Source organism: Natrinema versiforme JCM 10478 (assembly GCF_000337195.1).
GTDB classification, from domain to species: Archaea; Halobacteriota; Halobacteria; order Halobacteriales; family Natrialbaceae; genus Natrinema; species Natrinema versiforme.
The window spans coordinates 89,750-111,103 of sequence record NZ_AOID01000022.1 but is presented as its reverse complement, the minus strand read 5'-3'; the positions used below and the strand labels follow the sequence as shown (position 1 = coordinate 111,103).

The 21,354-nt window shown below is 66.5% G+C and carries 21 protein-coding genes and 1 pseudogene; 10 read left to right on the top strand and 12 right to left on the bottom strand.

What is annotated here, in order from left to right; translation table 11 throughout:
* Positions 1-25: 25 nt before the first annotated feature.
* Positions 26-397 carry an Hsp20/alpha crystallin family protein gene (locus C489_RS07260; RefSeq protein ID WP_006430554.1) on the bottom strand — a complete coding sequence of 124 codons (372 nt, stop codon included), beginning with the start codon at positions 395-397 and terminating at the stop codon, positions 26-28.
* Between the two features lie 389 nt (positions 398-786).
* On the opposite strand from C489_RS07260, the gene C489_RS07255 reads away from it, so the two are divergent.
* Positions 787-2,112: a molybdopterin molybdotransferase MoeA gene (locus tag C489_RS07255; protein ID WP_006430553.1), complete on the top strand. Its 1,326-nt coding sequence runs from the start codon at positions 787-789 to the stop codon at positions 2,110-2,112.
* A 138-nt stretch (positions 2,113-2,250) separates the two neighbouring features.
* On the opposite strand, the gene C489_RS07250 is transcribed toward C489_RS07255, so the two are convergent.
* The gene (locus tag C489_RS07250) at positions 2,251-3,378 is read right to left on the bottom strand and encodes an EstA family serine hydrolase (protein WP_006430552.1); all 1,128 of its coding nucleotides are present in this window, start codon (positions 3,376-3,378) and stop codon (positions 2,251-2,253) included.
* A 135-nt stretch (positions 3,379-3,513) separates the two neighbouring features.
* On the opposite strand from C489_RS07250, the gene C489_RS07245 reads away from it, so the two are divergent.
* The 3 genes from C489_RS07245 to C489_RS07235 are packed head-to-tail and all read left to right on the top strand — an operon-like array spanning position 3,514 to position 6,880.
* Positions 3,514-5,418, top strand: coding sequence for a molybdopterin biosynthesis protein (locus tag C489_RS07245; protein ID WP_006430551.1), 1,905 nt, complete (start codon positions 3,514-3,516; stop codon positions 5,416-5,418).
* A 44-nt stretch (positions 5,419-5,462) separates the two neighbouring features.
* On the top strand, positions 5,463-6,449 hold the full coding sequence (locus C489_RS07240; protein ID WP_006430550.1) for a cobalamin-binding protein: 987 nt from the start codon (positions 5,463-5,465) through the stop codon (positions 6,447-6,449).
* Positions 6,446-6,880: a desampylase gene (locus tag C489_RS07235; RefSeq protein WP_006430549.1), complete on the top strand. Its 435-nt coding sequence runs from the start codon at positions 6,446-6,448 to the stop codon at positions 6,878-6,880. Before C489_RS07240 ends, C489_RS07235 begins: the two co-directional genes overlap by 4 nt.
* 9 nt (positions 6,881-6,889) lie before the next feature.
* On the opposite strand, the gene C489_RS07230 is transcribed toward C489_RS07235, so the two are convergent.
* The gene (locus C489_RS07230; protein WP_006430548.1) at positions 6,890-7,327 is read right to left on the bottom strand and encodes a hypothetical protein; all 438 of its coding nucleotides are present in this window, start codon (positions 7,325-7,327) and stop codon (positions 6,890-6,892) included.
* 162 nt (positions 7,328-7,489) lie between these two features.
* Between C489_RS07230 and C489_RS07225 the strand changes: the two genes are divergently transcribed.
* Positions 7,490-7,720: a hypothetical protein gene (locus tag C489_RS07225; RefSeq protein WP_006430547.1), complete on the top strand. Its 231-nt coding sequence runs from the start codon at positions 7,490-7,492 to the stop codon at positions 7,718-7,720.
* A gap of 66 nt (positions 7,721-7,786) precedes the next feature.
* Here C489_RS07225 and C489_RS07220 read toward each other — a convergent pair whose 3' ends face one another.
* Positions 7,787-9,271: a sulfatase-like hydrolase/transferase gene (locus tag C489_RS07220; RefSeq protein ID WP_006430546.1), complete on the bottom strand. Its 1,485-nt coding sequence runs from the start codon at positions 9,269-9,271 to the stop codon at positions 7,787-7,789.
* A gap of 128 nt (positions 9,272-9,399) precedes the next feature.
* Here C489_RS07220 and C489_RS07215 point away from each other — a divergent pair, with 128 nt between their 5' ends.
* The gene (locus C489_RS07215; RefSeq protein WP_006430545.1) at positions 9,400-9,681 is read left to right on the top strand and encodes a hypothetical protein; all 282 of its coding nucleotides are present in this window, start codon (positions 9,400-9,402) and stop codon (positions 9,679-9,681) included.
* Positions 9,682-9,697: 16 nt separating this feature from the next.
* Here C489_RS07215 and C489_RS07210 read toward each other — a convergent pair whose 3' ends face one another.
* Positions 9,698-10,231 (bottom strand): DoxX family protein, encoded by a 534-nt coding sequence (locus C489_RS07210; RefSeq protein ID WP_006430544.1) that lies wholly within the window; start codon positions 10,229-10,231, stop codon positions 9,698-9,700.
* Between the two features lie 154 nt (positions 10,232-10,385).
* Positions 10,386-11,684, bottom strand: a complete 1,299-nt coding sequence (gene hisS, locus C489_RS07205; protein WP_006430543.1) for a histidine--tRNA ligase — start codon at positions 11,682-11,684, stop codon at positions 10,386-10,388.
* Positions 11,685-11,848: 164 nt separating this feature from the next.
* Here hisS and C489_RS07200 point away from each other — a divergent pair, with 164 nt between their 5' ends.
* A complete protein-coding gene (locus C489_RS07200; protein WP_006430542.1) occupies positions 11,849-12,895 on the top strand; it encodes a sensor histidine kinase in 1,047 nt (348 codons plus the stop codon).
* A 69-nt stretch (positions 12,896-12,964) separates the two neighbouring features.
* Here the strand turns inward: C489_RS07200 and C489_RS07195 are convergent, their stop codons facing one another.
* The gene (locus tag C489_RS07195) at positions 12,965-13,555 is read right to left on the bottom strand and encodes a DUF7411 family protein (protein ID WP_006430541.1); all 591 of its coding nucleotides are present in this window, start codon (positions 13,553-13,555) and stop codon (positions 12,965-12,967) included.
* A complete protein-coding gene (locus C489_RS07190) occupies positions 13,555-13,902 on the bottom strand; it encodes a DNA-binding protein (protein WP_006430540.1) in 348 nt (115 codons plus the stop codon). The genes C489_RS07195 and C489_RS07190 overlap by 1 nt, the downstream gene beginning before the upstream one ends.
* Positions 13,903-14,085: 183 nt before the next feature.
* Here C489_RS07190 and C489_RS07185 point away from each other — a divergent pair, with 183 nt between their 5' ends.
* Positions 14,086-15,423, top strand: coding sequence for an RNA-guided endonuclease InsQ/TnpB family protein (locus C489_RS07185; RefSeq protein WP_006430539.1), 1,338 nt, complete (start codon positions 14,086-14,088; stop codon positions 15,421-15,423).
* A 116-nt stretch (positions 15,424-15,539) separates the two neighbouring features.
* Here C489_RS07185 and C489_RS07180 read toward each other — a convergent pair whose 3' ends face one another.
* Positions 15,540-15,995 carry a 30S ribosomal protein S19e gene (locus tag C489_RS07180; protein ID WP_006430538.1) on the bottom strand — a complete coding sequence of 152 codons (456 nt, stop codon included), beginning with the start codon at positions 15,993-15,995 and terminating at the stop codon, positions 15,540-15,542.
* 98 nt (positions 15,996-16,093) lie between these two features.
* On the opposite strand from C489_RS07180, the gene thiL reads away from it, so the two are divergent.
* The gene (gene thiL, locus C489_RS07175; RefSeq protein WP_006430537.1) at positions 16,094-16,969 is read left to right on the top strand and encodes a thiamine-phosphate kinase; all 876 of its coding nucleotides are present in this window, start codon (positions 16,094-16,096) and stop codon (positions 16,967-16,969) included.
* Between the two features lie 73 nt (positions 16,970-17,042).
* Here the strand turns inward: thiL and C489_RS07170 are convergent, their stop codons facing one another.
* The 3 genes from C489_RS07170 to C489_RS07160 form a co-directional block, all read right to left on the bottom strand.
* Positions 17,043-18,206 carry a site-2 protease family protein gene (locus tag C489_RS07170; RefSeq protein WP_006430536.1) on the bottom strand — a complete coding sequence of 388 codons (1,164 nt, stop codon included), beginning with the start codon at positions 18,204-18,206 and terminating at the stop codon, positions 17,043-17,045.
* Positions 18,207-18,554: 348 nt separating this feature from the next.
* On the bottom strand, positions 18,555-18,800 hold the full coding sequence (locus C489_RS07165) for a DUF7123 family protein (RefSeq protein WP_006430535.1): 246 nt from the start codon (positions 18,798-18,800) through the stop codon (positions 18,555-18,557).
* 250 nt (positions 18,801-19,050) lie between these two features.
* A complete protein-coding gene (locus C489_RS07160) occupies positions 19,051-19,887 on the bottom strand; it encodes a molybdopterin synthase (protein WP_006430534.1) in 837 nt (278 codons plus the stop codon).
* 320 nt (positions 19,888-20,207) lie between these two features.
* On the opposite strand from C489_RS07160, the pseudogene C489_RS07155 reads away from it, so the two are divergent.
* Positions 20,208-21,288: pseudogene (locus C489_RS07155) on the top strand (CapA family protein).
* Positions 21,289-21,354 lie beyond the last annotated feature (66 nt).

Genomic DNA, 21,354 nt, shown 5'->3' with positions numbered 1-21,354 from the left:
AGGCGCGGAGGGAGGCCAGCCTCTGTCACCCCGTTTCGGCGTCCTCGTCGACGATATCGATGGTCGTCTCCTCGCCCGCGCCGCGTTTCGGGAGCGTCAACTCGAGGACGCCGCGGTTGACCGTCGCCTCGGCCCCGGCGTCGGAGGCGTCGTCGGGCAGCGGAAGGTCGGCCTCGAGAAAGAGCGAGCGGTTCTCCTCGAGGTAGCGGTAGTCGTCGGTGGGCTCTTTGTCGCGGTGGGCGTCGATGGAAATTACCCCGTCTTCGATCGCGAGGTCGAGCGACTCGGCGGAGACCCCGGGCACGTCGAGTACGAGCAGATAGGCGTCCTCGCTCTCGAGCAGATCGAAGAAGACGTCCTCGGAGAGGTCCCGCAACGCGTCGCGGAGCGCTGGCATAGCTACTGGTTCGAACGCCGATACGAAAAAGGCCGCGGTCGCGGCGAGGCGTCAGTCGCACGCACGAGTTCGTACTCGGATGCGGAACAGCAGCGTCCTGCTACCGTGGCAACACTGAGAGCCACACCCTCCCCAACCGATTCGTTCACTCCTTTCAGTCGCTCACTCATCCCTCGCACAGCATCGGTAGCCGCCCTCACTATCGTTCGGACGGCTACCAGCGCGCGCCACTGCAGACCGGCTGACGCACGGAGTGACACTCGAGGTTCCCCACTCGAGCCATCGTCCGGACGAGAGATCCACTCATTGGGACCGGAATCCACCCGCGAAGCGACCGCGTCGTAGACGGTTCCCCCACGCTTTTGGCCTCCGACGACCCGATTCAGAGTATGGAAGGTGCCGATCGCGAGCGGACGGAGGCCGGGTTCAAGGTTCGGACGCCGGTCGACGAGGCGCGCCGGATCCTGCGGGACGCAGTCGAGGGGAGCGGGGACACCGACGCGGACGTCCCGTGCAAAACCGGGACCGAGACCGTCGACGTCGACCGCGCGGACGGCCGCGTCCTCGCGGCCCCCGTCACGTCCGCTCGAGACGTGCCACACTACGAGCGGGCGGCGATGGACGGCTACGCCGTCCGGGCCGCGGACACGTTCGGGGCCAGCGACCGGTCGCCGGAAGTATTACGCATCTCCGAACCGGCCGAATCCGGCGGCGAGCACGCCACGGCCGACCGTATCGACCCCGGGGTGGCCGCGCGGGTCCACACCGGCAGCGCGCTCCCCGAGGGGGCCGACGGCGTCGTCATGATCGAGCGGGTTACCGAACGCGAGTCGGCGGGCGAACTCGAGGTCGCGGACGCGATTGCGGAGGGGGAAAACGTCGCCCCCGTGGGGGAGGACATCGAGGAGGGCCAGCACCTCTACAACGCGGGCCACCGGCTCCGGCCGTCGGATCTGGGGCTGCTGCGGTCGGCGGGCTACGGCCGCGTCGCGGTCGCCCAGCAGCCAACCGTGGGCGTGGTTCCGACGGGCGAGGAACTCGTCGCGGGCGATCCCGACCCCGGCGAGGTAGTCGAGACCAACGGACTCACCGTCTCGCGGCTGGCCCAGCGCTGGGGCGCAAAGGCGACCTACCGCGACGTCGTCACCGACGATCCCGAGTCGCTGCGCGTGGCGATCCAGCGGGACCTGACGAAGGACGTGGTCGTCACGACCGGCGGCTCGAGCGTCGGCGAGCGCGACCTGCTCCCGGAGGTAATCGACGATCTCGGGGAGGTGCTCGTCCACGGCGTCGGGCTCAAACCCGGCCACCCCGTCTGTCTCGGAATCGTCGAGGAGACGCCCGTGCTCGCGCTTCCCGGCTACCCCGTCGCCTGTATCGTCAACGCCGTCCAGTTCCTCCGGCCGGTGCTTCGCTGGCTCGAGGGAACGACCCCTGATCCCCACCCGACCACGCGGGCCCGCCTCGAGCGCAAGATCCCGAGCGAGCCCGGCACGCGGACGTTCGCGCGGGTGCAACTCGAGGAACGCGACGGCGACGAGGCGGAACAGGGCGGCGACGAACCGGCGTACGCGGCGATTCCGACGCGAGCGAGCGGGTCGGGCGTTCTCTCGAGCGTCGCGCTGGCCGACGGCTGGGTGGTCGTCGACGACGGCCGTGAGGGGATTCCGGCCGGCGAGACGGTCGCCGTCGAGGACTGGGAACCGAACGCCTGATACGGTTTCCTGTCCCGATTTACCGGCGCGACCGCAGGGCGGTCGCGGTCGCGCCGGCACTGACTGACAGCAGACCGTATCAGGTGACATCTCACCGTTTGGTCGGCATGCCCGATGGAAAGGGAGACGGCGTTCGAATCACCGGAGCGCCTGCCGAACCGCATCGGCCAGCGCGTTCACGCGAGCGACGTGTTCGTAGGACCCCTCCCGCACGCCGTTCGTCACGTAGGCAAACCCGATGTTCGCCTCGGGGTCGGCCCAGCCGACGCTGCTGCCCAGTCCCGCGTGGCCGAAGACGTGGTCGGGCGAGAGCGAGCCGTAGGGCGCGACCGTCGTCCCGCCCTTCCAGAAGCCGAGCGCGAACCGGGCTTCCCGGCCGATCGTGCCGTCGGCCTCGGTCTCCGCTTGGACCTGTGTCATCCGCTTTATCGTCTCGGACTCGAGAATCCGGGTGCCCTCGAGTTCGCCGCCGTTCGCGAGACAGGCGTAGAACCGAGCCATATCCCCCGCAGTGCCGATGCCGTTGGCGGCGGGGATCACGGCGCGGTGGATCTCCTCGGAGTTGAACGGCGCGGCGACCTCGGTGTTGTCCCCGAGGCCCTCACCGGGGTCCCGACAGCGGTCGAACGGCTCGAAGCCGACCAGCGTCGCGACATCGTCGTCTTCGTCGTCTCGCAGGCCGATCCCGGTGTCGTCCAATCCGAGCGGGTCGAAGACCCGCTCTCGAGCGGCCACCTCGATCGGCGTCCCCGACACCCGGCGGACGAGTTCGCCGACTAGCCAGCCGAAGGTGAGCGCGTGGTAGGCCGGCTGCTCGCCCGGCGGGAAGTTGGGTTCCATGTCCTCGAGTTTCTCGATGACGGCCTCCCAGTCGCCCCAGAGGTCGGGCCGGTCGTCGATCTCGCCGCGGTTGAGCCCCGCGGTGTGGCTGAGGACCTGCCGCACCGTGATCCCGGCCTTCTCGGTTCCCTCGTCGGCGAACTCGGGCCAGTGTTCGACTACCCGGTCGTCGTAGTCGATTTTCCCCTCCTCGACAAGCGAGTGCAGCGTGACCGCCGCATAGGGCTTCGTACTCGAAAAGAGGACGTGTCGCGTCTCGCGGGTCTCCACGGGGCCGTCGGGCGCTGCGACGCCGCCCGCGAGGTCGATCACGGACTCGCCGTCGACGTAAACGGCCAACTGTGCCCCGTGATGGAGGCCGGCCTCGAGGTGGCGATCGAAGAGGGCGGCGATGCGCTCGCAGTCGGGCTCGGACAGCCGTGACATGGCTCGCACCTCTTCGGGCGGACGCTTAATTATTGTTGTACGGGAACATGACACAGGGAAAACGGGGAGCGTGGATCGCGGCCACTGACGGCCCGATCGACCGACGTTTTTAGCCGCGGCGGCCGAAGGGCCGGTATGAACCGCAAGGAGTTCCGCGATCTCGCGACCCCCGACGAGGCCCGCGACGCGATCGACTCGCTGGCCCTCGAGGGCGGCATCGAGCGCGTCCCGCTCGAGGACGCGCGCGGCCGGGTGCTCGTAGCGCGACTCGACGCCGAACTCGACGTGCCCGGCTTCGACCGGGCGAGTCTGGACGGCTACGCGCTCCGGGCGCGGGACACGTTCGGCGCGGACGAGGCTGATCCCGCTCGGCTCGAGGTCGTCGGCGAGGTCCACGCCGGCGCGAAACCGGACGTGGAACTCGAGGAAGGCCAGGCCGCCGAAATCTCGACGGGCGCGGTGATGCCCGACGGCGCAGACGCGATGGTCCCGGTCGAGCGGACCGATACGGACGGGGACGGCAGCGAGGTCCTCGTCCGTACCTCGGTCGCGCCCGGTGACAACGTCATGTTCGCCGGCGCGGACGTGGCTGCGGGCGAGCGCGCGCTCGGACCCGGGACGACGATCACGCCCCGCGACATCGGGTTGCTGTCCGCGCTCGGGATCGACGAGGTGCCGGTCCGGGCGAAACCGCGTGTGGGGATCGTCTCGACGGGCGACGAGCTCGTGCGGCCGGGCGACGACCTCGAGAGCGAGCGCGGCGAGATCTACGACGTCAACAGCTACACCATCGCCGCGGGGGTCGAAGACGCGGGCGGAGAAGCCGTCCTCTACCCCCACGCCGGCGACGAGCAGGAGGAAATGGAGCGGATTCTCCGGACCGCGGCCGAGGAGTGCGACCTCGTGCTCTCCTCGGGGTCGACCAGCGCGAGCGCGGTCGACGTCATCTACCGCGTCATCGAGGAACAGGGCGAGTTGCTGCTCCACGGCGTGAGTGTCAAGCCCGGAAAGCCGATGCTGATCGGTCGGCTGGACGACTCCGCCTACGTCGGGCTACCGGGCTATCCCGTCTCCGCGATGATGGTCTTCCGAACGTTCGTCGCGCCGGCGATCCGCGAGGCCGCCGGCCGTCCCGAACCCGCGGCCGCCACCGTCTCCGGCCGGCTCGCCAGACAGGAACGATACGAGGAGGGTCGCCACCGGCTCATGCCCGTCGGGCTCGTTACGGACGGCGACGGCGAGACGCTCGTCTACCCGGTCGACAAGGGCAGCGGCGCGACGACCAGCCTCGCCGACGCCGACGGCGTCGTGGAGGTCGGCCCCGAGACCGACTACCTCGAGGAAGGCGAACCCCTCACGGTCACGCTGTTCTCGCCGGACGTCCGGCCGCCGACGCTGTTCGGCGTCGGCGAGGATGACCCGACGTTTTCGCGAGTGCTCGACGGCCTCGAGAACCCGCGCTATCTCTCGGTCGGCAGCCGACCCGGGCTGCGGCGGCTCCGCGACGACGTCCCCGACGTAGCCGTCGCCGCGGGCCCGCTCGAGCGGGAGGGGGCGGCGACAGCCGCCGAATCGGAGCGCGCCGAAGGGCGCGCGAACGACGCAACGGTACTCGGCCAGTGGACCCGCGAGTGGGGACTCGTCGTCCAGGCCGGCAACCCCAACGAGATCGAGGGCCTCGAGGATCTGGTCGACCGCGACCTGCGGTTCGTCAATCGGACGACCGATTCCGGCCTGCGCTCGAGTCTCGGCGCTGCCGTGGCCGACCTCGCCGAGACCCGCGGTGCGGATCGCCACGATATCGTCGACGCGATCGACGGCTTTGATCTCGGCCTGCGCGCCCACGAGAGTCCCGCTCGGAAGGTCATCGCCCGCGATGCCGACGCCGGCCTCGGGCTGCGCGAAACGGCCGAGCGGCTCGATCTCGGTTTCGTCTCGCTCGGCGAACAGCCGGTTCGCGTCCTCGCGAACCCCGATCGCACCGAAAAGGAGGGCGTTCGGGAACTCGAGAGAGCGCTGTCGGACGTCTCGACTGAGTAATATCGAGGCCGCCGTTTTTGGTCGCTCGCTCCCTACGAGTAGCCATGCGAATCGTCACGACGCTCCCCTCGGCCACCGAGACGGTCGCCGCGCTCGGTCTCGAGCCGGTCGGCGTCTCCCACGAGTGCGACTATCCGCCGAGTGCCGCGTCCGCACCCGCCGTCACCAGTTCACCGATCGATGCCGCTAGCTCGAGCGGCGAGATCGACCAGCAGGTGCTCGAGACGGCCGACACCGAGGGCGGCCTCTACGAGGTCGACGTCGAGATGCTCGAGGACCTCGAGCCGGACGTGATCGTCACGCAGGGGATGTGCGACGTCTGTGCGGTCGACGTGGCGGTAATCGAGGACGCCGTCGATCGGATCGAGGCCGATCCCGAAATCGTGCCGACGGACCCCCACAGCGTCGCGGATGTACTGGACGATCTCGAGCGAATCGGCCGCGCGGTCGGGTTCGAGGACCAGGCTCGAGAAGTGCGTACTGCTCTCGAGGCTCGAATCGAAACAGTCCGAGAGAAAACTGCCGACCCTGTCGGCAACCGTCCGCGCGTAGCCATCTTCGACTGGACCGATCCGGTGATGGTCGCGGGCCACTGGACCGCCGAACTGGTCGACTGGGCCGGCGGCGAGTACGGGCTGGCCGACATCGGCGAGGCCTCGAGTCCCCGCGAGTGGGACGACATCCGCGCGTACGATCCGGAGGTCGTGATCGCCGCACCCTGTGGCTTCGACCTCGAGCAGACCGCGGCGAACCGGACCGACCTGACCGACCGCGACGGCTGGGACGAACTGACGGCGGTCCGCGAGGGGCGCGTCTGGGCGATGGACGGCGACCACTACCTCAATCGGCCCGGCCCACGGCTGGTGGACACGCTCGAGGCGCTGGCACCGATCGTATCGCCTGACCGATTCGACGGCCCGGCTCCGGATATCGCGGTTCCGTTCGGCGAACTCGAGGCCCTTGAGACGCTCGAGACGGAGCGCGAACCCACTGATTCAGACGCTCGACCCGAGGTTGACTCGAGCCCGTGATCGCCCTCCCGACCGCGGTCCGCGAGACGGTCTGCGAGCGTGCTCGCGAGGGCCGACCCGAAGAAATCTGTGGCGTCCTCAGCGGCGAGTACGAGCCCGAAGGACGGAGTCGCGTGCGGTCGCAGTACCCGGCCGAAAACGTCGCCGAGACGCCGCGGACGCGGTACGAAATCGACCCCGAGGAGCAGTTGGCGATCTTCGACCGACTCGAGGACCGCGGTGAGGAGATCGTCGGCTTCTATCACTCCCATCCCCGCGGCCCGCCGCGACCGAGCGCGACCGACACGGCACAGGCGACGTGGCCCGATCGCTCGTATCTGATCGTCTCGCTCGAGCCGCTCGAGATCGGGTCGTGGCGCTGGCGGACCGGGAGCGAGGACGCCGCCGAAGCCGACGATCGGTTCGAGCGAGAGAAACTCGTCGTCGAGTAACGACGGCGATCAGTCGGCCGACTCGTCCTCGAGGTCGTCGGCTTGCTGCCGCGCCTCGTTTGCCTGCTCCCGGAACTCCTCGATCCGCTGACTCAGTTTCTTGCCGACGATGTAGGTGAAGTCGTCCGGCATCATGCCGTAGTCGATGTCGACCGTGACCATCGTGTCACAGCCCTCGACGATCTCCGGTGCCCAACTGCCCTGTGCCAACTTCGACTCGTCAGTGACGACCGCCTCGCCGTCCTCGACGTCGATGAACGCCGTGACGGTGTTCCAGATGTTCGGATTACTCGAGCTCGCCTCGTCGAACAGCCCCTCGAGTCGCGCGCCCTTGATCTCCTCCTCGCGCAGTTCCCCGAGGAGGTCCTCGAGCGCGTCGGCGATCTCGTCGGCTCTGTCTGCCTCCTCGCGGAGATCGGCGGGCGACTGGTCGTCGTCTCTCGTCATCGGTCCCCCTCCATCCTGTCGGTGGCGGCGATCATGGACGGACGTATCGGCTTCGACACCGTAAACGTACGCTTCCGTTCGCCACTCAGCGCGAAGCCATACGTTTCCGTCCAGTGACAACTGGCCATGACAATTAATGATCCCGTGCCGGAAACCCGTGTCATGAAGAACTACTATATCCTTATCTTCGCGCTCGAGGGCGTCGGAATCGGTGCTCTCCTCTACCTCGTCCTTCGATCGGCGGTCCGTCACTTCTTTGATGTTCATACACTGATACCTCAGTTTCCCCACGTCGGCATCGTCGCGAACGTCGTCGGGCTGGCGGTCGTCCTGCCGCTCGTCGTCCTCGTCACGATCGCGGGAGTCCGTTCACTCGGGCTGGACAAGGTATAGCGGCGACGGCCGTCATCTCCGATGTCCACCACCGGCTCCGTGACCGGGGTTAGGACCCGTCCTTGATCACGACCCGTTCTCGAGCACGTCAGTCACCCATACGCGGTTCGGATCCTCGGTCTCGTCCATCCAGTCGACCAGCCGGGTTCGCATGTCCCGTCGCACCTCCTCGTACTCGGGGTGATCGACGAGATTTTGCAGTTCGGCCGGGTCGGCCGTGAGGTCGTACAGTTCGTCGATATCGGGGCCGTTGTAGACGTATTTGTAGTCCGCTGTACGGACCATCCGCTGGCTGTAGAGGCCGAACTCGTCGCCGTGATACTGGGCGAACGTGGACGCCCGCCAGTCGAGGGCCGCGGGCGGCTCGCCGCCGTTCTCGAGCAACGGAACCAGACTCCGCGAGTCGAAGCTATCGGGGACCGGAACGTCGGCCAGCTCGAGGAAGGTCGCCGCCAGATCGTGCAGGTGGACCGGGGTCTCGCTGCGCGCACCGGCATCGGCCACGCCCGGCCAGCGCACCTGCAGGGGGATCCGGTAGGTGTCGTCGTACATCAGTGGCCCCTTGTTGAACTGGCGGTGACTCCCGGCGAAGTCGCCGTGATCGGACGCGTGGATCACGGCCGTCTCGTCGGCCAGCCCGTGCTCCGCGAGGGCGTCGAGGATCCGCTCGAGTTGGTGGTCGATCAGCGTGACGAACCCCCAGTACTTCGCGACCGCTTCGGCCCAGAGCTCCCAGTCAAAGTCGTCGACGCCGCGATAGGTGAGGTAGTTCTCGTGAACCCGGGGCTTCCCGTCGTAAGTCTCGGCGTAGCTCGCGGGCGGCTCGATTGCTTCGGGGTCGTACATCGAGGCGTACGGTTCCGGGACGACGTAGGGGTGGTGGGGGCCGTAGAAGTCCGCCCGGTGGAAAAAGGGGCCGTCTCCGTCGCCCTCGGCGTGGTCCTCGATCGCGTCGATCGTCCGCTCGGCGAGGAAGTAGGGCCGGGTTTCCTCGATGTCGACCGGCGTTTTCGCGGCGACGAAGGTTCCCTCGTCCCCGTCTCTCGGATCGTCGCCGGTGTAGATCTCCTCCGCGAGGTCGGCCTCGCCGACGGGTGTCCCTCGGTCCGCGCGGTACTCGCGAAACGCTGCGTCGATATCGTCGTGGTGTTCGTCGCTCCCGCCGAGATACGAGAAACCGAAATCGGCGGGCGTCTGATCGCGGCCGGCGTGCCACTTGCCCGTGTAGGTGAGGTCGTAGCCCGCGGCGACGAGTTCCTCCGAGAACGTCGGCATGTCGGCCGGGAGGTTCGCCCGGATCGCGTCCGGCTCGTGGCAGTTGTTCAGCATCCCGTGGCCGTGGGGAAACTGCCCGGTCAGCAACGACGCGCGGGCGCTCGAGCAGATGCTGATCGGGGTACACGCCTGCTCGAATCGAACGCCCTCGCTCGAGAGCCGATCGATCGCCGGTGTCTCGACCGGCGGTCCCTCGGGTGCGCTGCAGTCGTACCGCTCCTGATCGGTGAGTACGAGGAGGACGTTCGGTCGGGTGTCGGCGTCAGCGTCGGCCATCGGCCGTGGTACATCGCCGCCGAAGTTAAGGGTGGGACCTGCACGCGGACCCGACGGCCGGCGACGCTACATAAGTCACCGCGGTGTGAACCCCACCGTTCATTAGACCGCCGTTCGACGGTCCACGCGTGCCGAGCGCGTACTGTGGCGAGTGTGAGTGGCGGTACCGAGCCGACGGGGCCGACGCGAGCGAACTCAGCCGGGCGATGATCGACCACTTCGTCGAGACCGGTCACTCGCCGGTCGAGCGACGTGACGCGGACGACCGGTTTCCGGCCGACGAGCGGCCCGATTCCTCGAGCGATGTCGACGAACGGACCCGCGGGCCTGACGAACGCGTAGCCGAGCCTGACGAACGAACGAGCGATGCAACGAAACGGCGCGGCCCGTCGAAAAAGCGAGAGCGGTAACGGAGACTGCCCGCGATCAGCCGAGGAGGTATCGAAGCCGCGGCCGACGGCGGACGAACTCGGTCTCTTCGAGATAGGCGTCAACGCCGAGGATGCGGCCCGCGGCGAAGACGCCGATGAGCACGAACATGACGAATCCGAGCAGGTCGCCGTTGACGTAGCCGTTCGCCCAGTCGGCGTTGCCCAGATAGAACAGCACCATCAGGACGCCGCCGAAGAAGGCGGCCAGCCGGACGAGTGCGCCCAAGATGAGCCCTAATCCGATGAGGAATTCGCCGACGGGGATCATCACGTTCGTGACCTCGAGCAGCCACGGCGTCCCGGCGACGACCTCGAAGAGGCCGGCGATGGGCGACTGGGCGTTTTGCAGGTAGCCCGCCGCGTTAAACGGCTCTCCAGCGACGAACGCGAACTTCCCCCAGGCCGAGTGGAGGAACCAGTACCCGACGAGTAGCCGCACCGCCACCAGCGTGTAGCCGGCGACCGAATCGGCGTACTCGAACTCTTCCCGCCTGCCGAGCCATTGAACGGTGGCTTCGTTAGTAGACATTGGTCGTCACCTCTCGATTGAGGATTGTCGCTCTGGAATGTTAATACCGCCCTCAGTTCCCGTTTATCGGGAGCGGCGTCGAAACCACCACGCGATGGAGGGACTTTAAGAGGAAGAGAGGGGAGTCGCTCGCGCGGCGTCGCCGGTCGATCCGTCAGGCCAGATCCTCGAACGTCGGCCGCTCGCGGTCGCCCGGGAACTCGTCGACCGGCACCTGGGTCTGGTCGCCCGACTCCATGTCCTTGATCGTCACCTCGTCGTTCGCCAGATCCTGCTCGCCGACGATGACGACCGTCTCGGCGTTGATCGAGTCGGCGTAGTCAAGTTGCGCGCCGAACGAGCGGCCGGCGACGTCGGTCTCGACGACGTGACCCCGGTCGCGGAGCGCTCGAGAGATCCGCGCGGCCTCCGAGCGCGTCTCGCCGACCCGCAGGACGTAGTAGTCCGTCGTCACTTCCTCCTCGGGCCAGACGCCCGCCCGCTGTAACAGGAGCGGCAGTGTCGCGTGGCCCGGGGCGACGCCGACCGCGGGCGTCGGCTGTCCGCCGAAGCCTTCGATCAGGTCGTCGTAGCGACCGCCGCCGAAGATCGACCGCGAAACCTCACCGGCCGAGTCGAAGCACTCGAAGACGACGCCCGTGTAGTAGTCCAGTCCGCGGGCCGTCTCGAGCGAGATCGTACAGTACTCGCGGGCACCGAAGTCCTCTGCGGCGGCGAGCACGTTCTGGAGGTTTTCGACCGCCGCGGTCACGCGCTCGGTGTCGGCGAACGATTCGACCGCCTCGAGGTCGCCCTCGGCGATGAGGTCGTCGAACTCGGCGGCCTGCTCGGCGGTGAGTCCCGCGTCGATCAGCAGGTCGTGGTACTCGACCTGCGAGATCTTGTCGGACTTGTCGACCGCGCGGATCGCCGCCTCGGTGTCGACTTCGGTATCGTAGCTCTCGAGGACGCCGCCGAGGATATCGCGGTGAGAGATGCGGAACTCGAAGTGCTCGTCGGTGAGCCCGAGGCCGGTCAGGGCGTCGGCGGCCCACGCCAGGATCTCGGCGTCGGCCTCGGGTTCCGAGGAGCCGAAGATGTCGACGTTGGTCTGGTAGAACTCGCGGTAGCGGCCCTGCTGGACCTGTTCGTAGCGCCAGAACGGGCGCGTCGAGACCCACTTGATCGGCTTCGACAGCTCCTGCTGTTTCGCGACGACCATCCGGGCGACGGTCGGCGTCAGTTCGGGGGTCATCGTGACGTGGCGGCCGCTCTGATCCTCGAACGAGTAGAGTTCGTCGACGATATCGTCGCCGCTCTTGTCGGTCCACAGCTCCGCGCGCTCTAAGGCCGGCGTTCCGATCTCCCGGAAGCCGTACTCGCGGGCGGTCTCCTCTAAGACATCGATCGTTGCCCGCCGTGCGGACATCTCGCCGGGATAGAAGTCACGAAAGCCCTTGATCCGGTCGTACATGGGAACTCGTTCGGGGACGGCGAACTTCTATCCTTTCGTTCCGACACGGCCGCCGCGACCGCCGGTCGTCGGACGTTTGCTTCAGGCCGCGACCTCGTTAGTTCGAGACCCCCGGCCTTGAGACCGTCCCGTAACTTGATACCGACCTGCGCCAAGAGGCGACTGTGCAACGCGTGGCCGACGACGATTGGGTCGCCGAGATCGGCGAACAACTGCCGGTTTCGCCGCTCTCCGCGCTCGGCCTCTTCCTCGCGGCGATCATCGGCGCTCGCCTCGCCCTCGAGCACGTCTCGACTCGCGCCATCCTCGAGAGCGTCTTTCCGCTCGTGGCCGCCACGGCGGTCGTCTCCGCCGATCGCTGGCTGGTGTCCCGAGACGTGTCGACGCGGGACCGATTCACCGTCTTCGGCTACGGACTCGGCGGTTTCCTCGCCGCGGTGCTCGTGACCGCACTTCACCTCTACGTGCTGTATCTCGAGGGAACCGGTGCTAGAGCGCCGCTGTACCTGCTTCTGATGGGCGGGACGGTCGGAGTCGGCGCGGGGACCGTCGCCGGCGTCTACGAGATCCAACAGCGGGCCGCCGTCCGCGAGGCCGAACGCCAGAGCGCGCGCTTAGAGGAGTTTGCAAGCGTCGTCAGCCACGACCTGCGGAATCCGCTCAGCGTCGCGCAGGGGCGGCTCCGCGCGGCGTTTACGAGCGGCGATCCGGAGCACCTACAGGAGGTCGACGCGGCGCTGTCCCGGATGGACGAACTGATCGAGGAGACCCTTTCGGTCGCCCGGAGCGGAACCCAGGTCGAGGACCCCCACGAGGTCCCGCTGGTCGAACTCGCGAGCGACGCGTGGACGGTCGTCGAGACTGAGACGGCCACCTACGAAACGGTCGGCGATCGGACGCTACAGGTCGACCCGCTCCGGGCGAAACAGCTCTTCGAGAACCTCTATCGAAATGCCATCGAACACGGCCGCGAGGACGTCCACATCCGCGTCGGCCCCTGCGACGGCGGCTTCTTCGTCGCCGACGACGGGCCCGGCATCCCCGAAGACGAGCGCGACGAAGTCCTCGAGCAGGGGTACTCGACCGCCGAGGAGGGGTCGGGACTCGGCCTCGCGATCGTCCGCGCCATCGCGGACGCACACGGCTGGCAGGTCGCGATCACCGAAAGCGAGTCCGGCGGGGCCCGGTTCGAGTTCACCCGCGGCGGCTGAGAACGGGCATCGACCGGTCGATCGACCCGGCCGATCGGCGGCTGGCCAAGCGCCATCGCTGCGTTCGCGTCAGCGGACTTGTGTCACGTACGTCTGATCGTGATCGGGGAAGCACTCCCCGATCGCTCCGGGACCGTCTTCTTCGGCGAGCAGCGTCCGCAGTTCGGCCTCGTAATCGGCCCTGTCGATCTCCTCGCTCGGCCCGACGATCACGTCCAGTCGCGACTCGACGAGCCGGTCGACCGCCGACCGGCCAAAGCCCGACAGCGGCGCGATGTAGTCGACGCCGTGTCGGTCCTCGAGGCTCTGGGCCTGCGCTCGCGATACCGTCGGAACGCGGTCGTCGCGCCGCGTCCCGTCCGCGATGGCGTCGAACTCCCGGGCGGCGAGTCGCTCCAAGGCGTGCTGGTGGACCAGTTGAATGCCGTTTCGCGGGAAGCCGTCCTCGCGGATCCGGTCGACGGCGTCCTCGGCGACCTTAGGGTCGCACTCGAGGCGTTCGAAGTCGAAGCCGGCGGCGTCGGCTGTCTCGCGGGCGTGTTTCCAGTCGTCGCTGATGCCGAAGTGAGCCGTCAGCAGCGTCACGTCGTAAAACTCCTCGAGCAAGAGCGCGGCGAGCGTCGAATCCTTGCCGCCGCTGTAGAGCAGTCCGAGCTCCATTACCGTCGCTGGATGTCGAAGCTCTGCGAGTCGGGTTTCAGCTCCTTGAGGAGCTGTTTCATCTTGTCGTCGTCGATTTTCCCCTGAACCCGGCCGCTGCGGGCGAGACTGACGACCTGTCGCTCGACCTGCTCGCCGAACTGGGGTTTGCTCATCTTGACGGTGTTGAGCCGCTTGCGGGCGTCGTCGGTCAGGTGCTGGCGCAACACGGCCTTCTTCTGGGCCTCGGCCTGTTGCTGTGCGGCCTCCTGTCCGCCCTCGCCCTGGGATTCGGCGCGGTCCTGTAGCTGCTCCATTTTCTTCTGTCGGAGCTCCTCGAGTTTCTCCTCGTCCGGTGAGCCACTCATGGGTGTTCCATACTTGTCCGGCGGGCGGGAAAATGATTACGGGAAGCCAAGGAGAAAGCCCCGCCTTTCAGGGCGGGGATGAATCCGACAATATCCTACACATACCACCGTTCGACGGCACGGTAGGATATTCCACGCCGCGTAATCCATACTTTCAAGTAGATTTATCAACATAGGTTACGTATGGCGAAACAGGTCGTCACCCGCACCTACACTGCTTTCATCAGGAACCAGTCCCGGGTGTCCGACGACCTCGATTCGCTTGGGTTCGCCGCGTCCAAACTCTGGAATGTCGGACGGTGGACAATCAGTCGCGTCTGGGATGAACTCGACTACATTCCAGAACACGACGAACTCACCGCGTACCTCAAGTCGCACGAACGCTATGATGACCTACATTCTCAGTCAAGTCAGCGCGTTCTTCAAGAACTCGCTGAGGCGTTCAACGGCTGGTACAGCAAACGACGCAACGGAGACACGAGAGCGAACCCGCCCGGATACCGCAAACACGGCGACGAACACCCACGAAGCACGGTCACATTCAAGAACAAAGGCTTCAAACTCGACACCCAGTACAACCGCGTCCGACTCAGCAAAGGCTCAAACCTCAAGGAATACTGGTCAGATTTCATCCTCTGCGAGTACCAGACCCGCCCCGATATTGACCTCTCCACGGTGGAGAGCGTTCAACAAGTCAGGGCCGTTTGGACAGGGGATGAATGGGAACTGCACTTCGTGTGCAAAGTCGAAGTTGAAGTGGCCGAGTCACCCGGTGAGAAGACCGTAGGGGTTGACCTCGGAATCAACAACTTCGCCGCACTAGCCTACGAGGACGGTCACAGCGAACTGTATCCGCTGAACTGTCTGAAGCAGGACAACTACTACTTCAGTAAGCGCATCGCTCGTTGTGACGACTCGAATTCCGAGCAGGCCACGCGGCTAAACCAGAAGAAGTCTCGGCGGCGCACCCACTACTTCCACGCCCTCTCGAAACACATCGTGCAGCGATGTGTTGAGGAGGGTGTTGGAACGATTGTGGTAGGCGACCTCTCTGGCATCCGCGAGGACGAAGAGAACGGCGAGTCGAAAAACTGGGGGAAACACGGCAACCTCGACTTGCACTCGTGGGCGTTCGACCGGTTTACCGACCTCCTCGAATACAAGGCCGAGATGGAAGGAATCTCAGTTGAGGATGTACCCGAGCGGGGTACGTCGAAGTCGTGCTCGTGCTGTAGTCGGGAACGCAAGGCTAACCGTGTTGAACGTGGGTTGTATGTGTGCGATGAGTGCGGTTTGGTGGCGAACGCTGATGTGAACGGTGCTGAGAACATTCGGCAGAAAGTATCTCCGAGTCCCGTCACGGATGGCGTTGACGAGACGCTTTGCGTCTCGTCCGCACATCAGAACGCGAAGCGTTCTGAGGACGGTGATAGGAGTAACGGCTGGTTGGCACAGCCATCGACGTTCCTGTTTGACAAGGAAACTGGTGCGTTCGCACCTCAAGAACGGGTCACGTCGTAGACCGTAATATTCCAACGTGGGAATCCTCGCCCTTCGGGCGGGGAGGATGTCAAGGACGACGGAAGCGTCGCTCTGGGCGGCGAAATCGATGCGAAAACAGTGCGACGTGAACGGCGTTACGCGTAGCGCTCGAGTTCCGGTCGGTCGAGGTCTTCGAGGACGCTGCCGGCGGTGTCGTCGAGCAGGCTGCGACCCTCGGGGGTGATTCGGCGACCCTGACCCTCTGCGGTCTCGACGAGGTCTTCCTCCTCGAGTTGCTGGAGGATCGTTCGGATCAGGTTCTTCGAGCCGTCGGCACGCTTGTCGGGGGCGACCTGATAGCGGTTGGAACCGCTCTTCGCGCCGCCGTATTCCGTCGAGAGTCGTTCGACGCCGACGGGGCCGCGGTCGGCGACCTTGCGCAGGAGACTCGCGGCGCGGGTGGCCCAGAAGTCGTCCTGTTCGGGCGGGAGCTCGTTTGCGACGCCGCTCTTGGCGAATTGGCCCCAGTCCGGTTCCTCGAGTCGATCCGCGAGATCGTCGGCGAGCGCCTCGATGAGGTCGTCCGCCGGAACGTCGTACATCGTAGCCATTGGCGTGTGATTTCCGTCCGCGGCATTTAAGACCATCGTATCGCGGCAGCCCCGCGCCGGCCCGGACCGTTTTTCGCCCTCGAGTCAAAACGGGAGGTATGGACGAACGCGCCGCCCTGGCGCTCCTGTCGGACGAACTCGCGGCGGCCGGCGACGATGCGGCGGTCGTCGACGGGCTGGTCGTGACGACGGATATGCTCCACGATCGAACCGATTTCCCAGCGGGGACGACCCGGTATACGGCCGGGTGGCGCGCCGTCGGCGCGTCCCTGTCGGACGTGGCGGCGATGGGCGCACCGGCCACGGCCGCGGTCGCCGCCTACGCCGCGCCGACGTTCGACCGCGACGAACTGCTCGCGTTCGTTCGCGGCGCGAGCGATGTCTGCGAGCGGGTCGACACCGAGTACGTCGGCGGCGACCTCGACGGGCACGACGAGTTCACCGTCTCGACGACCGCGATCGGCCGGACCGACGATCCCGTCCCGCGAAGCGGCGCTCGCCCCGGCGACGTCGTCTGTGTCACCGGCACCCTCGGCCGGAGCGCGGCCGCGCTTCGCCTGTTCGATCGCGGCCGCACGGATCGAGCGAACGACCTGTTTCGGTTCGAGCCCCGGATCGCCGCCGGGCAGGGACTCGCCCCGCACGCGACCGCGATGATGGACTCGAGCGACGGACTCGCCCGCTCGCTCCACCAGCTCGCCGAGGCCAGCGACTGCGGGTTCGCGATCGAGTCCGACCGCGTGCCGATCGACGACGCCGTCCGCGAGGTCGCCGACGACGGCGAGGCACTCGAGCTCGCGACGACCTTCGGCGAGGACTTCGAACTCGTCGCGACGCTCCCCGAGGAGGCACTGTCCGCGGTTCGAGACGCGACCGATGTCCCGTTGGCTGCGATCGGGTCCGTCCGCGAGGCCGGCGACGGCGTCACGATGGACGGCGAGGCGCTCGCAGATCGGGGCTATACGCACGGCTAAAGCAAGACCACTTTCTCAGCCCGACACTCGCTCGAACGGACCGGAAAAATAAACCAATCGCGCCCGTGCGTCGTTACTCGATGATCATGACCGGGATCGGCATGAAACAGAGTAGGCCGAGTCCGAAGGTCACGATTCCGAGGAGGACCCGACCCGAACCCAGCCGCTCGTCTCGCATCGGCGTCGCCGGGCCGATCGACGCAAACACCGTGGTCAACAGCCCCCAGAGAATCCAGACGAAAACCGTGTTCAGGGTGTGGTTTTGGACGTAATAGAGGTAACCGGCGAGGGCAAACAGCGCGCCCGGAACGATCGCCGCGATCGTCTCTTGGAACTCGCCGGCCATCGCTCGGAGGATGTGGCCGCCGTCGAGTTGCCCGACCGGGATCAAATTGAGGAACGTGACGAACATCCCGACCCACGCGCCGATGACGACCGGATTCACGCCCGTCGCCGGATCGTCTCTGTACAGCGGCTGGTCGAACCCGGCCGCGAGCAACTCGAGCAGCGGGGGATAGCCCAGTTCGATCCGAACCGCGTCGGGGTTCTGGAGTAGGGCCGGGTCGACGGTTACGGGCGGCAGGTGAAGCCCGATCACGGTCGCGACGACCGTCGCGACCAGTCCAGCGAGGGGGCCGGCGACGCCGATATCGAACAGCGCCTTACGGTCGGGCATTCGGCCCTTCATCCTGATGACCGCCCCCATCGTCCCGATGAGCGTCGGCACCGGGATGAAATAGGGAAGGGAGGCGTCGACCTGATGGTACCGGCTCATGACGTAGTGGCCCATCTCGTGGACGCCGAGCACGCCGAGGATCGCAAGCGAGAAGGGCCACGCGTGGACGATATCGATCGGACTCGCGAACGGGTCGAGCGAGGGGTACCACCACCACGCCCCGACGAACAGCGTCGACCCGATCGTCGCCAGCAGCAAGAAGACGTTCGTCCACGGAATCCCGTCGACCCCGACGCTGGTCGGTTCGGCAACGAGTACGTACTCGCCGTGGCGGGTTTCAAGGGTGGCGTCGTAGCCGCGCTCGCGGAACTCCGACCAGAGTTCGCTGATCACTCGCTCCGGCCGGGTCAACGGGTCGCCGTAATAGATCAGCCGGCCGTCCCGTCGCTGTACCTCATAGACCGCAAACACCGACTCGATGCGATCGATCGGCGGCCCGTCCTCGAGCGAGGGCCCGCCGCGCCCCGCCGTGCCGAATCCGGACCGATCGATGTCCTCCATCACCGGAGGTTCATCGTCACCGGGTATAAATCGACTGCCGTCGGCAGGGGCGGCCGTTTCCGAGACCGAGGTCGAGGAGCCGCGACTCGAGCGGCGGCAAAATCGACTGCAGGCGGCGGAAGCGACGGCGGGCGGCGCTGCTGGGAACACGTGATCTGCGGCGAAGAAAGCGACGACGGCGTCTCACCGGCGTCGGTAAGGGATGGTCGTGCCGGATGGCGTCGACGACGCACCGGCGTCGGTAAGGGATGGTCGTGCCGGATGGCGTCGACGACGCGCCGGCACGGACCGGGAGGAATGCGGGGATACTCGGTCGGTGCTTCGACTGCAGTCGCGACTGGTTCGAGATCAGGCGGGGGCGACGCGCCACGTAGTCGCGCTCGTGTACGACCACTTCTCGATCTCGAGGTCGGTGACCGATCCCGAGAGCTTCGCCATCAGTGCGCCGATTTCTTTGGGGGACATGTCGACATCGTCCGCGATGAACTTGCCTTTGAAGTACAGCTCCCCGTCTTCAGCTCGGTCGCGCAGGTAGCGTTTGAGGCGGTGTTCTTTGCTTTCCGTGGAGGGTTGGGCTGTCGTGCTCATCGACATCACCTCCTTGTGGGGGAGATCTGTTATAAAGGGTGGATCGTTAGTGGCATTTCGATTGTGTTCAACGATCTGGGGGGTAATAGACGTTTTATTCCGTATTAGAAGACTATTAACCGTTGCTCGATAGGGATCTAGACGTTTTAAAACCACTTCTAACTCATTATCGCGGATCCAACCACAACGAGCAATACACTATCGTCTTCTCCGACCGTTCCGCTATTTCAGCTGGCTCGGCGAACGAATGTAACGGTCAGGATTGTTCGTGGACCCAGAATTCGTCCTCGACTGTCACTTCCTTCTTGAACAGCGGCACCTCGTCTTTTAGCCGGTTGATGCCGTCTTCGACGGTCCGGAACGCCTGCTCGCGGTGGCCCGCGAGCACGACGACGAAAACGATGTCCTCGCCGTCCTCGACGATCCCCGTTCGATGATAGAGTTCGACGTCGAACACGTCGTCTCGGGCCTCGAGGTCGGCTTCGAGGGCCGCCATCCGCTCGTCGGCGACGCCCTCGTACTTCTCGAACTCGAGGTACTGCGTGCGCGCGTCGTCCGCGCTGTCTTTGGCTCGGACGCGGCCGGTAAACGTCGCGATCGCGCCCGCGCGGTCGGCCCGCGGCGAGCGCTTGAGACGGGCCACCAGTGACTCGAGGGTCTCGTGGGGTTCGGTCGACTCGAGGCTCGTCACGAGGGCGTCGAAATCAAGGTCGGCGGGGCCGCGAACGGTTGCGAGGACACTCTCGTTGGGTTCGTGCTCGTCGCTGGCCGACCCCACGACGATCGACGGATACCGGAGCGTCGGCGCGCCGCTGACGACGGCGTACTCGCAGTCGGTCGCCAGCCTGTCGAGCGCGTCGGCGACGGACAGCCCCGTCCCCGAGGCGGTCCAGTCGCCGTCGACGCCGAGGTCGTAAGTGACGTCGCCGCCGAGCGTGGTCGATTCGCGCGCGTGCGTTCCGTCCGCAATCGTCGCGTCGTATCTGATGACGCCGACGCGCCCCCGTTCGGCGAGCCGGTCGACGACCCGATCGACAACCGACTCGAGCGCGTCGCCGTCGGCCCCCTCCTCGCGAACACCGAGTACGTGCATAGTCGAGCTATGGGCAGGTCGGACTTTGTAGCTGTCGCCGAGAAAGCCCCGCGCTGGGCGGGCGCGAGACGCCCGCCCAGCGCGCCCCTTTCAGTCCCACCCAGCACCGCACGCCGCCACCGCCCAGCAACCGCACGTCTCCAGTCCCATCCGCCACTGTCCGCCTCCAGTCCCACATGGCACTGCGCGCCGCTTCCCGCAGTCGGCACCACGTACAGCCGTCCAGTCCCGCGGCTTCATCGGTGGTCGGCCATCGCTACCGGAGAACGGCCCGACGATCGTCTCCCGGAATTTTGCACATGCACCACGAACGCTCGCCTATGTCCCTCCGAATCGGCTTCACGGGCGACGTGATGTTCGGACGGCTGGTCGACGACCGCCAGCGCGGTCGGTCCGTCGATGCGGTGTGGGGAACGGTCCTCGAGCGACTGCACGAACTGGACGGGCTGGTGAGCAACCTCGAGTGCGTGCTCTCGACGCGCGGCCGAGAGTGGCAGCGCACCCGCCGCCCGTTTCACTTCCGGGCGGATCCCGACTGGGCGGTCCCCGCACTCGAGCGCGCGCGTCGACGTCTGTGCGCTGGCGAACAATCACGTGCTGGACTACGAGGAAGTCGCGCTGCGCGATACCCTCGAGGTGCTCGACGAGGCCGGGATCGGTCGTGCGGGTGCAGGAGAGACGATCGACGAGGCGCTCGAGCCGGCGGTGCGGACGATTGGCGGCTCCGAAGCGGACGCCGCTGGGTCGGAGACGGACAGCGACGATGGGCTCGACATGGCGGTCGTCTCGCTGACGGACAACACGCCCGAGTACGCCGCGGACGAGGAATCGCCGGGCACGGCTCGGATCGAAATCGACGAGTCGCGACGCGACTCGCGCAGTCGGACGCCCGACGACGATGTCGACGATCCGGAGACGAAACGGCTCGTTCGGGACGCTCTCGAGCGCGCACGCGAGACGAATCCTGATCTGGTGGTCGCCTCGCTGCACTGGGGGCCGAACATGGTGACGGAGCCGCCCGAATCGTTCCGCGAGTTCGGCCGCTGGCTGGTCGACGCGGGCGTCGACGTCGTCCACGGCCACAGCGCTCACGTCTTTCAGGGGATCGAGGTCCACGAGGGGAGCCCGATCATCTACGACGCGGGCGATTTCGTCGACGACTACCGGGTCGACGACGAGTTGCGAAACGACCGGAGTTTCCTGTTCGTCCTCGCGGTGACTCCCGACGGCCGGCCGACCGAACTCCGGCTGCATCCAACCGAAATCGAGGACTGTGCGGTCCGCGAGGCGAGCCCGCAGGCGGCCGCGTGGTCCCGCGAGCGGATGCGAACGCTATCGGCTCCGTTCGGGACCGAGTTCGACCGCGACGGTGACGCGCTGGTCCTGTCGCTCGAGGAGTGAGATCGAGACGCGATTTCGCGGCGACGAACGGCTCCTCGCCAGTCGCTCGAGGGATGTGTCACCACG

Bases quoted from the DNA above. Each gene is read 5' to 3' on its own strand.
- C489_RS07260 (WP_006430554.1), bottom strand. From the start codon at position 397: ATGCCAGCGCTCCGCGACGCGTTGCGGGACCTCTCCGAGGACGTCTTC.
- C489_RS07255 (WP_006430553.1), top strand. From the start codon at position 787: ATGGAAGGTGCCGATCGCGAGCGGACGGAGGCCGGGTTCAAGGTTCGG.
- C489_RS07250 (WP_006430552.1), bottom strand. From the start codon at position 3,378: ATGTCACGGCTGTCCGAGCCCGACTGCGAGCGCATCGCCGCCCTCTTC.
- C489_RS07245 (WP_006430551.1), top strand. From the start codon at position 3,514: ATGAACCGCAAGGAGTTCCGCGATCTCGCGACCCCCGACGAGGCCCGC.
- C489_RS07240 (WP_006430550.1), top strand. From the start codon at position 5,463: ATGCGAATCGTCACGACGCTCCCCTCGGCCACCGAGACGGTCGCCGCG.
- C489_RS07230 (WP_006430548.1), bottom strand. From the start codon at position 7,327: ATGACGAGAGACGACGACCAGTCGCCCGCCGATCTCCGCGAGGAGGCA.
- C489_RS07225 (WP_006430547.1), top strand. From the start codon at position 7,490: ATGAAGAACTACTATATCCTTATCTTCGCGCTCGAGGGCGTCGGAATC.
- C489_RS07220 (WP_006430546.1), bottom strand. From the start codon at position 9,271: ATGGCCGACGCTGACGCCGACACCCGACCGAACGTCCTCCTCGTACTC.
- C489_RS07210 (WP_006430544.1), bottom strand. From the start codon at position 10,231: ATGTCTACTAACGAAGCCACCGTTCAATGGCTCGGCAGGCGGGAAGAG.
- hisS (WP_006430543.1), bottom strand. From the start codon at position 11,684: ATGTACGACCGGATCAAGGGCTTTCGTGACTTCTATCCCGGCGAGATG.
- C489_RS07195 (WP_006430541.1), bottom strand. From the start codon at position 13,555: ATGGAGCTCGGACTGCTCTACAGCGGCGGCAAGGATTCGACGCTCGCC.
- C489_RS07190 (WP_006430540.1), bottom strand. From the start codon at position 13,902: ATGAGTGGCTCACCGGACGAGGAGAAACTCGAGGAGCTCCGACAGAAG.
- C489_RS07185 (WP_006430539.1), top strand. From the start codon at position 14,086: ATGGCGAAACAGGTCGTCACCCGCACCTACACTGCTTTCATCAGGAAC.
- C489_RS07180 (WP_006430538.1), bottom strand. From the start codon at position 15,995: ATGGCTACGATGTACGACGTTCCGGCGGACGACCTCATCGAGGCGCTC.
- thiL (WP_006430537.1), top strand. From the start codon at position 16,094: ATGGACGAACGCGCCGCCCTGGCGCTCCTGTCGGACGAACTCGCGGCG.
- C489_RS07170 (WP_006430536.1), bottom strand. From the start codon at position 18,206: ATGGAGGACATCGATCGGTCCGGATTCGGCACGGCGGGGCGCGGCGGG.
- C489_RS07165 (WP_006430535.1), bottom strand. From the start codon at position 18,800: ATGTCGATGAGCACGACAGCCCAACCCTCCACGGAAAGCAAAGAACAC.
- C489_RS07160 (WP_006430534.1), bottom strand. From the start codon at position 19,887: ATGCACGTACTCGGTGTTCGCGAGGAGGGGGCCGACGGCGACGCGCTC.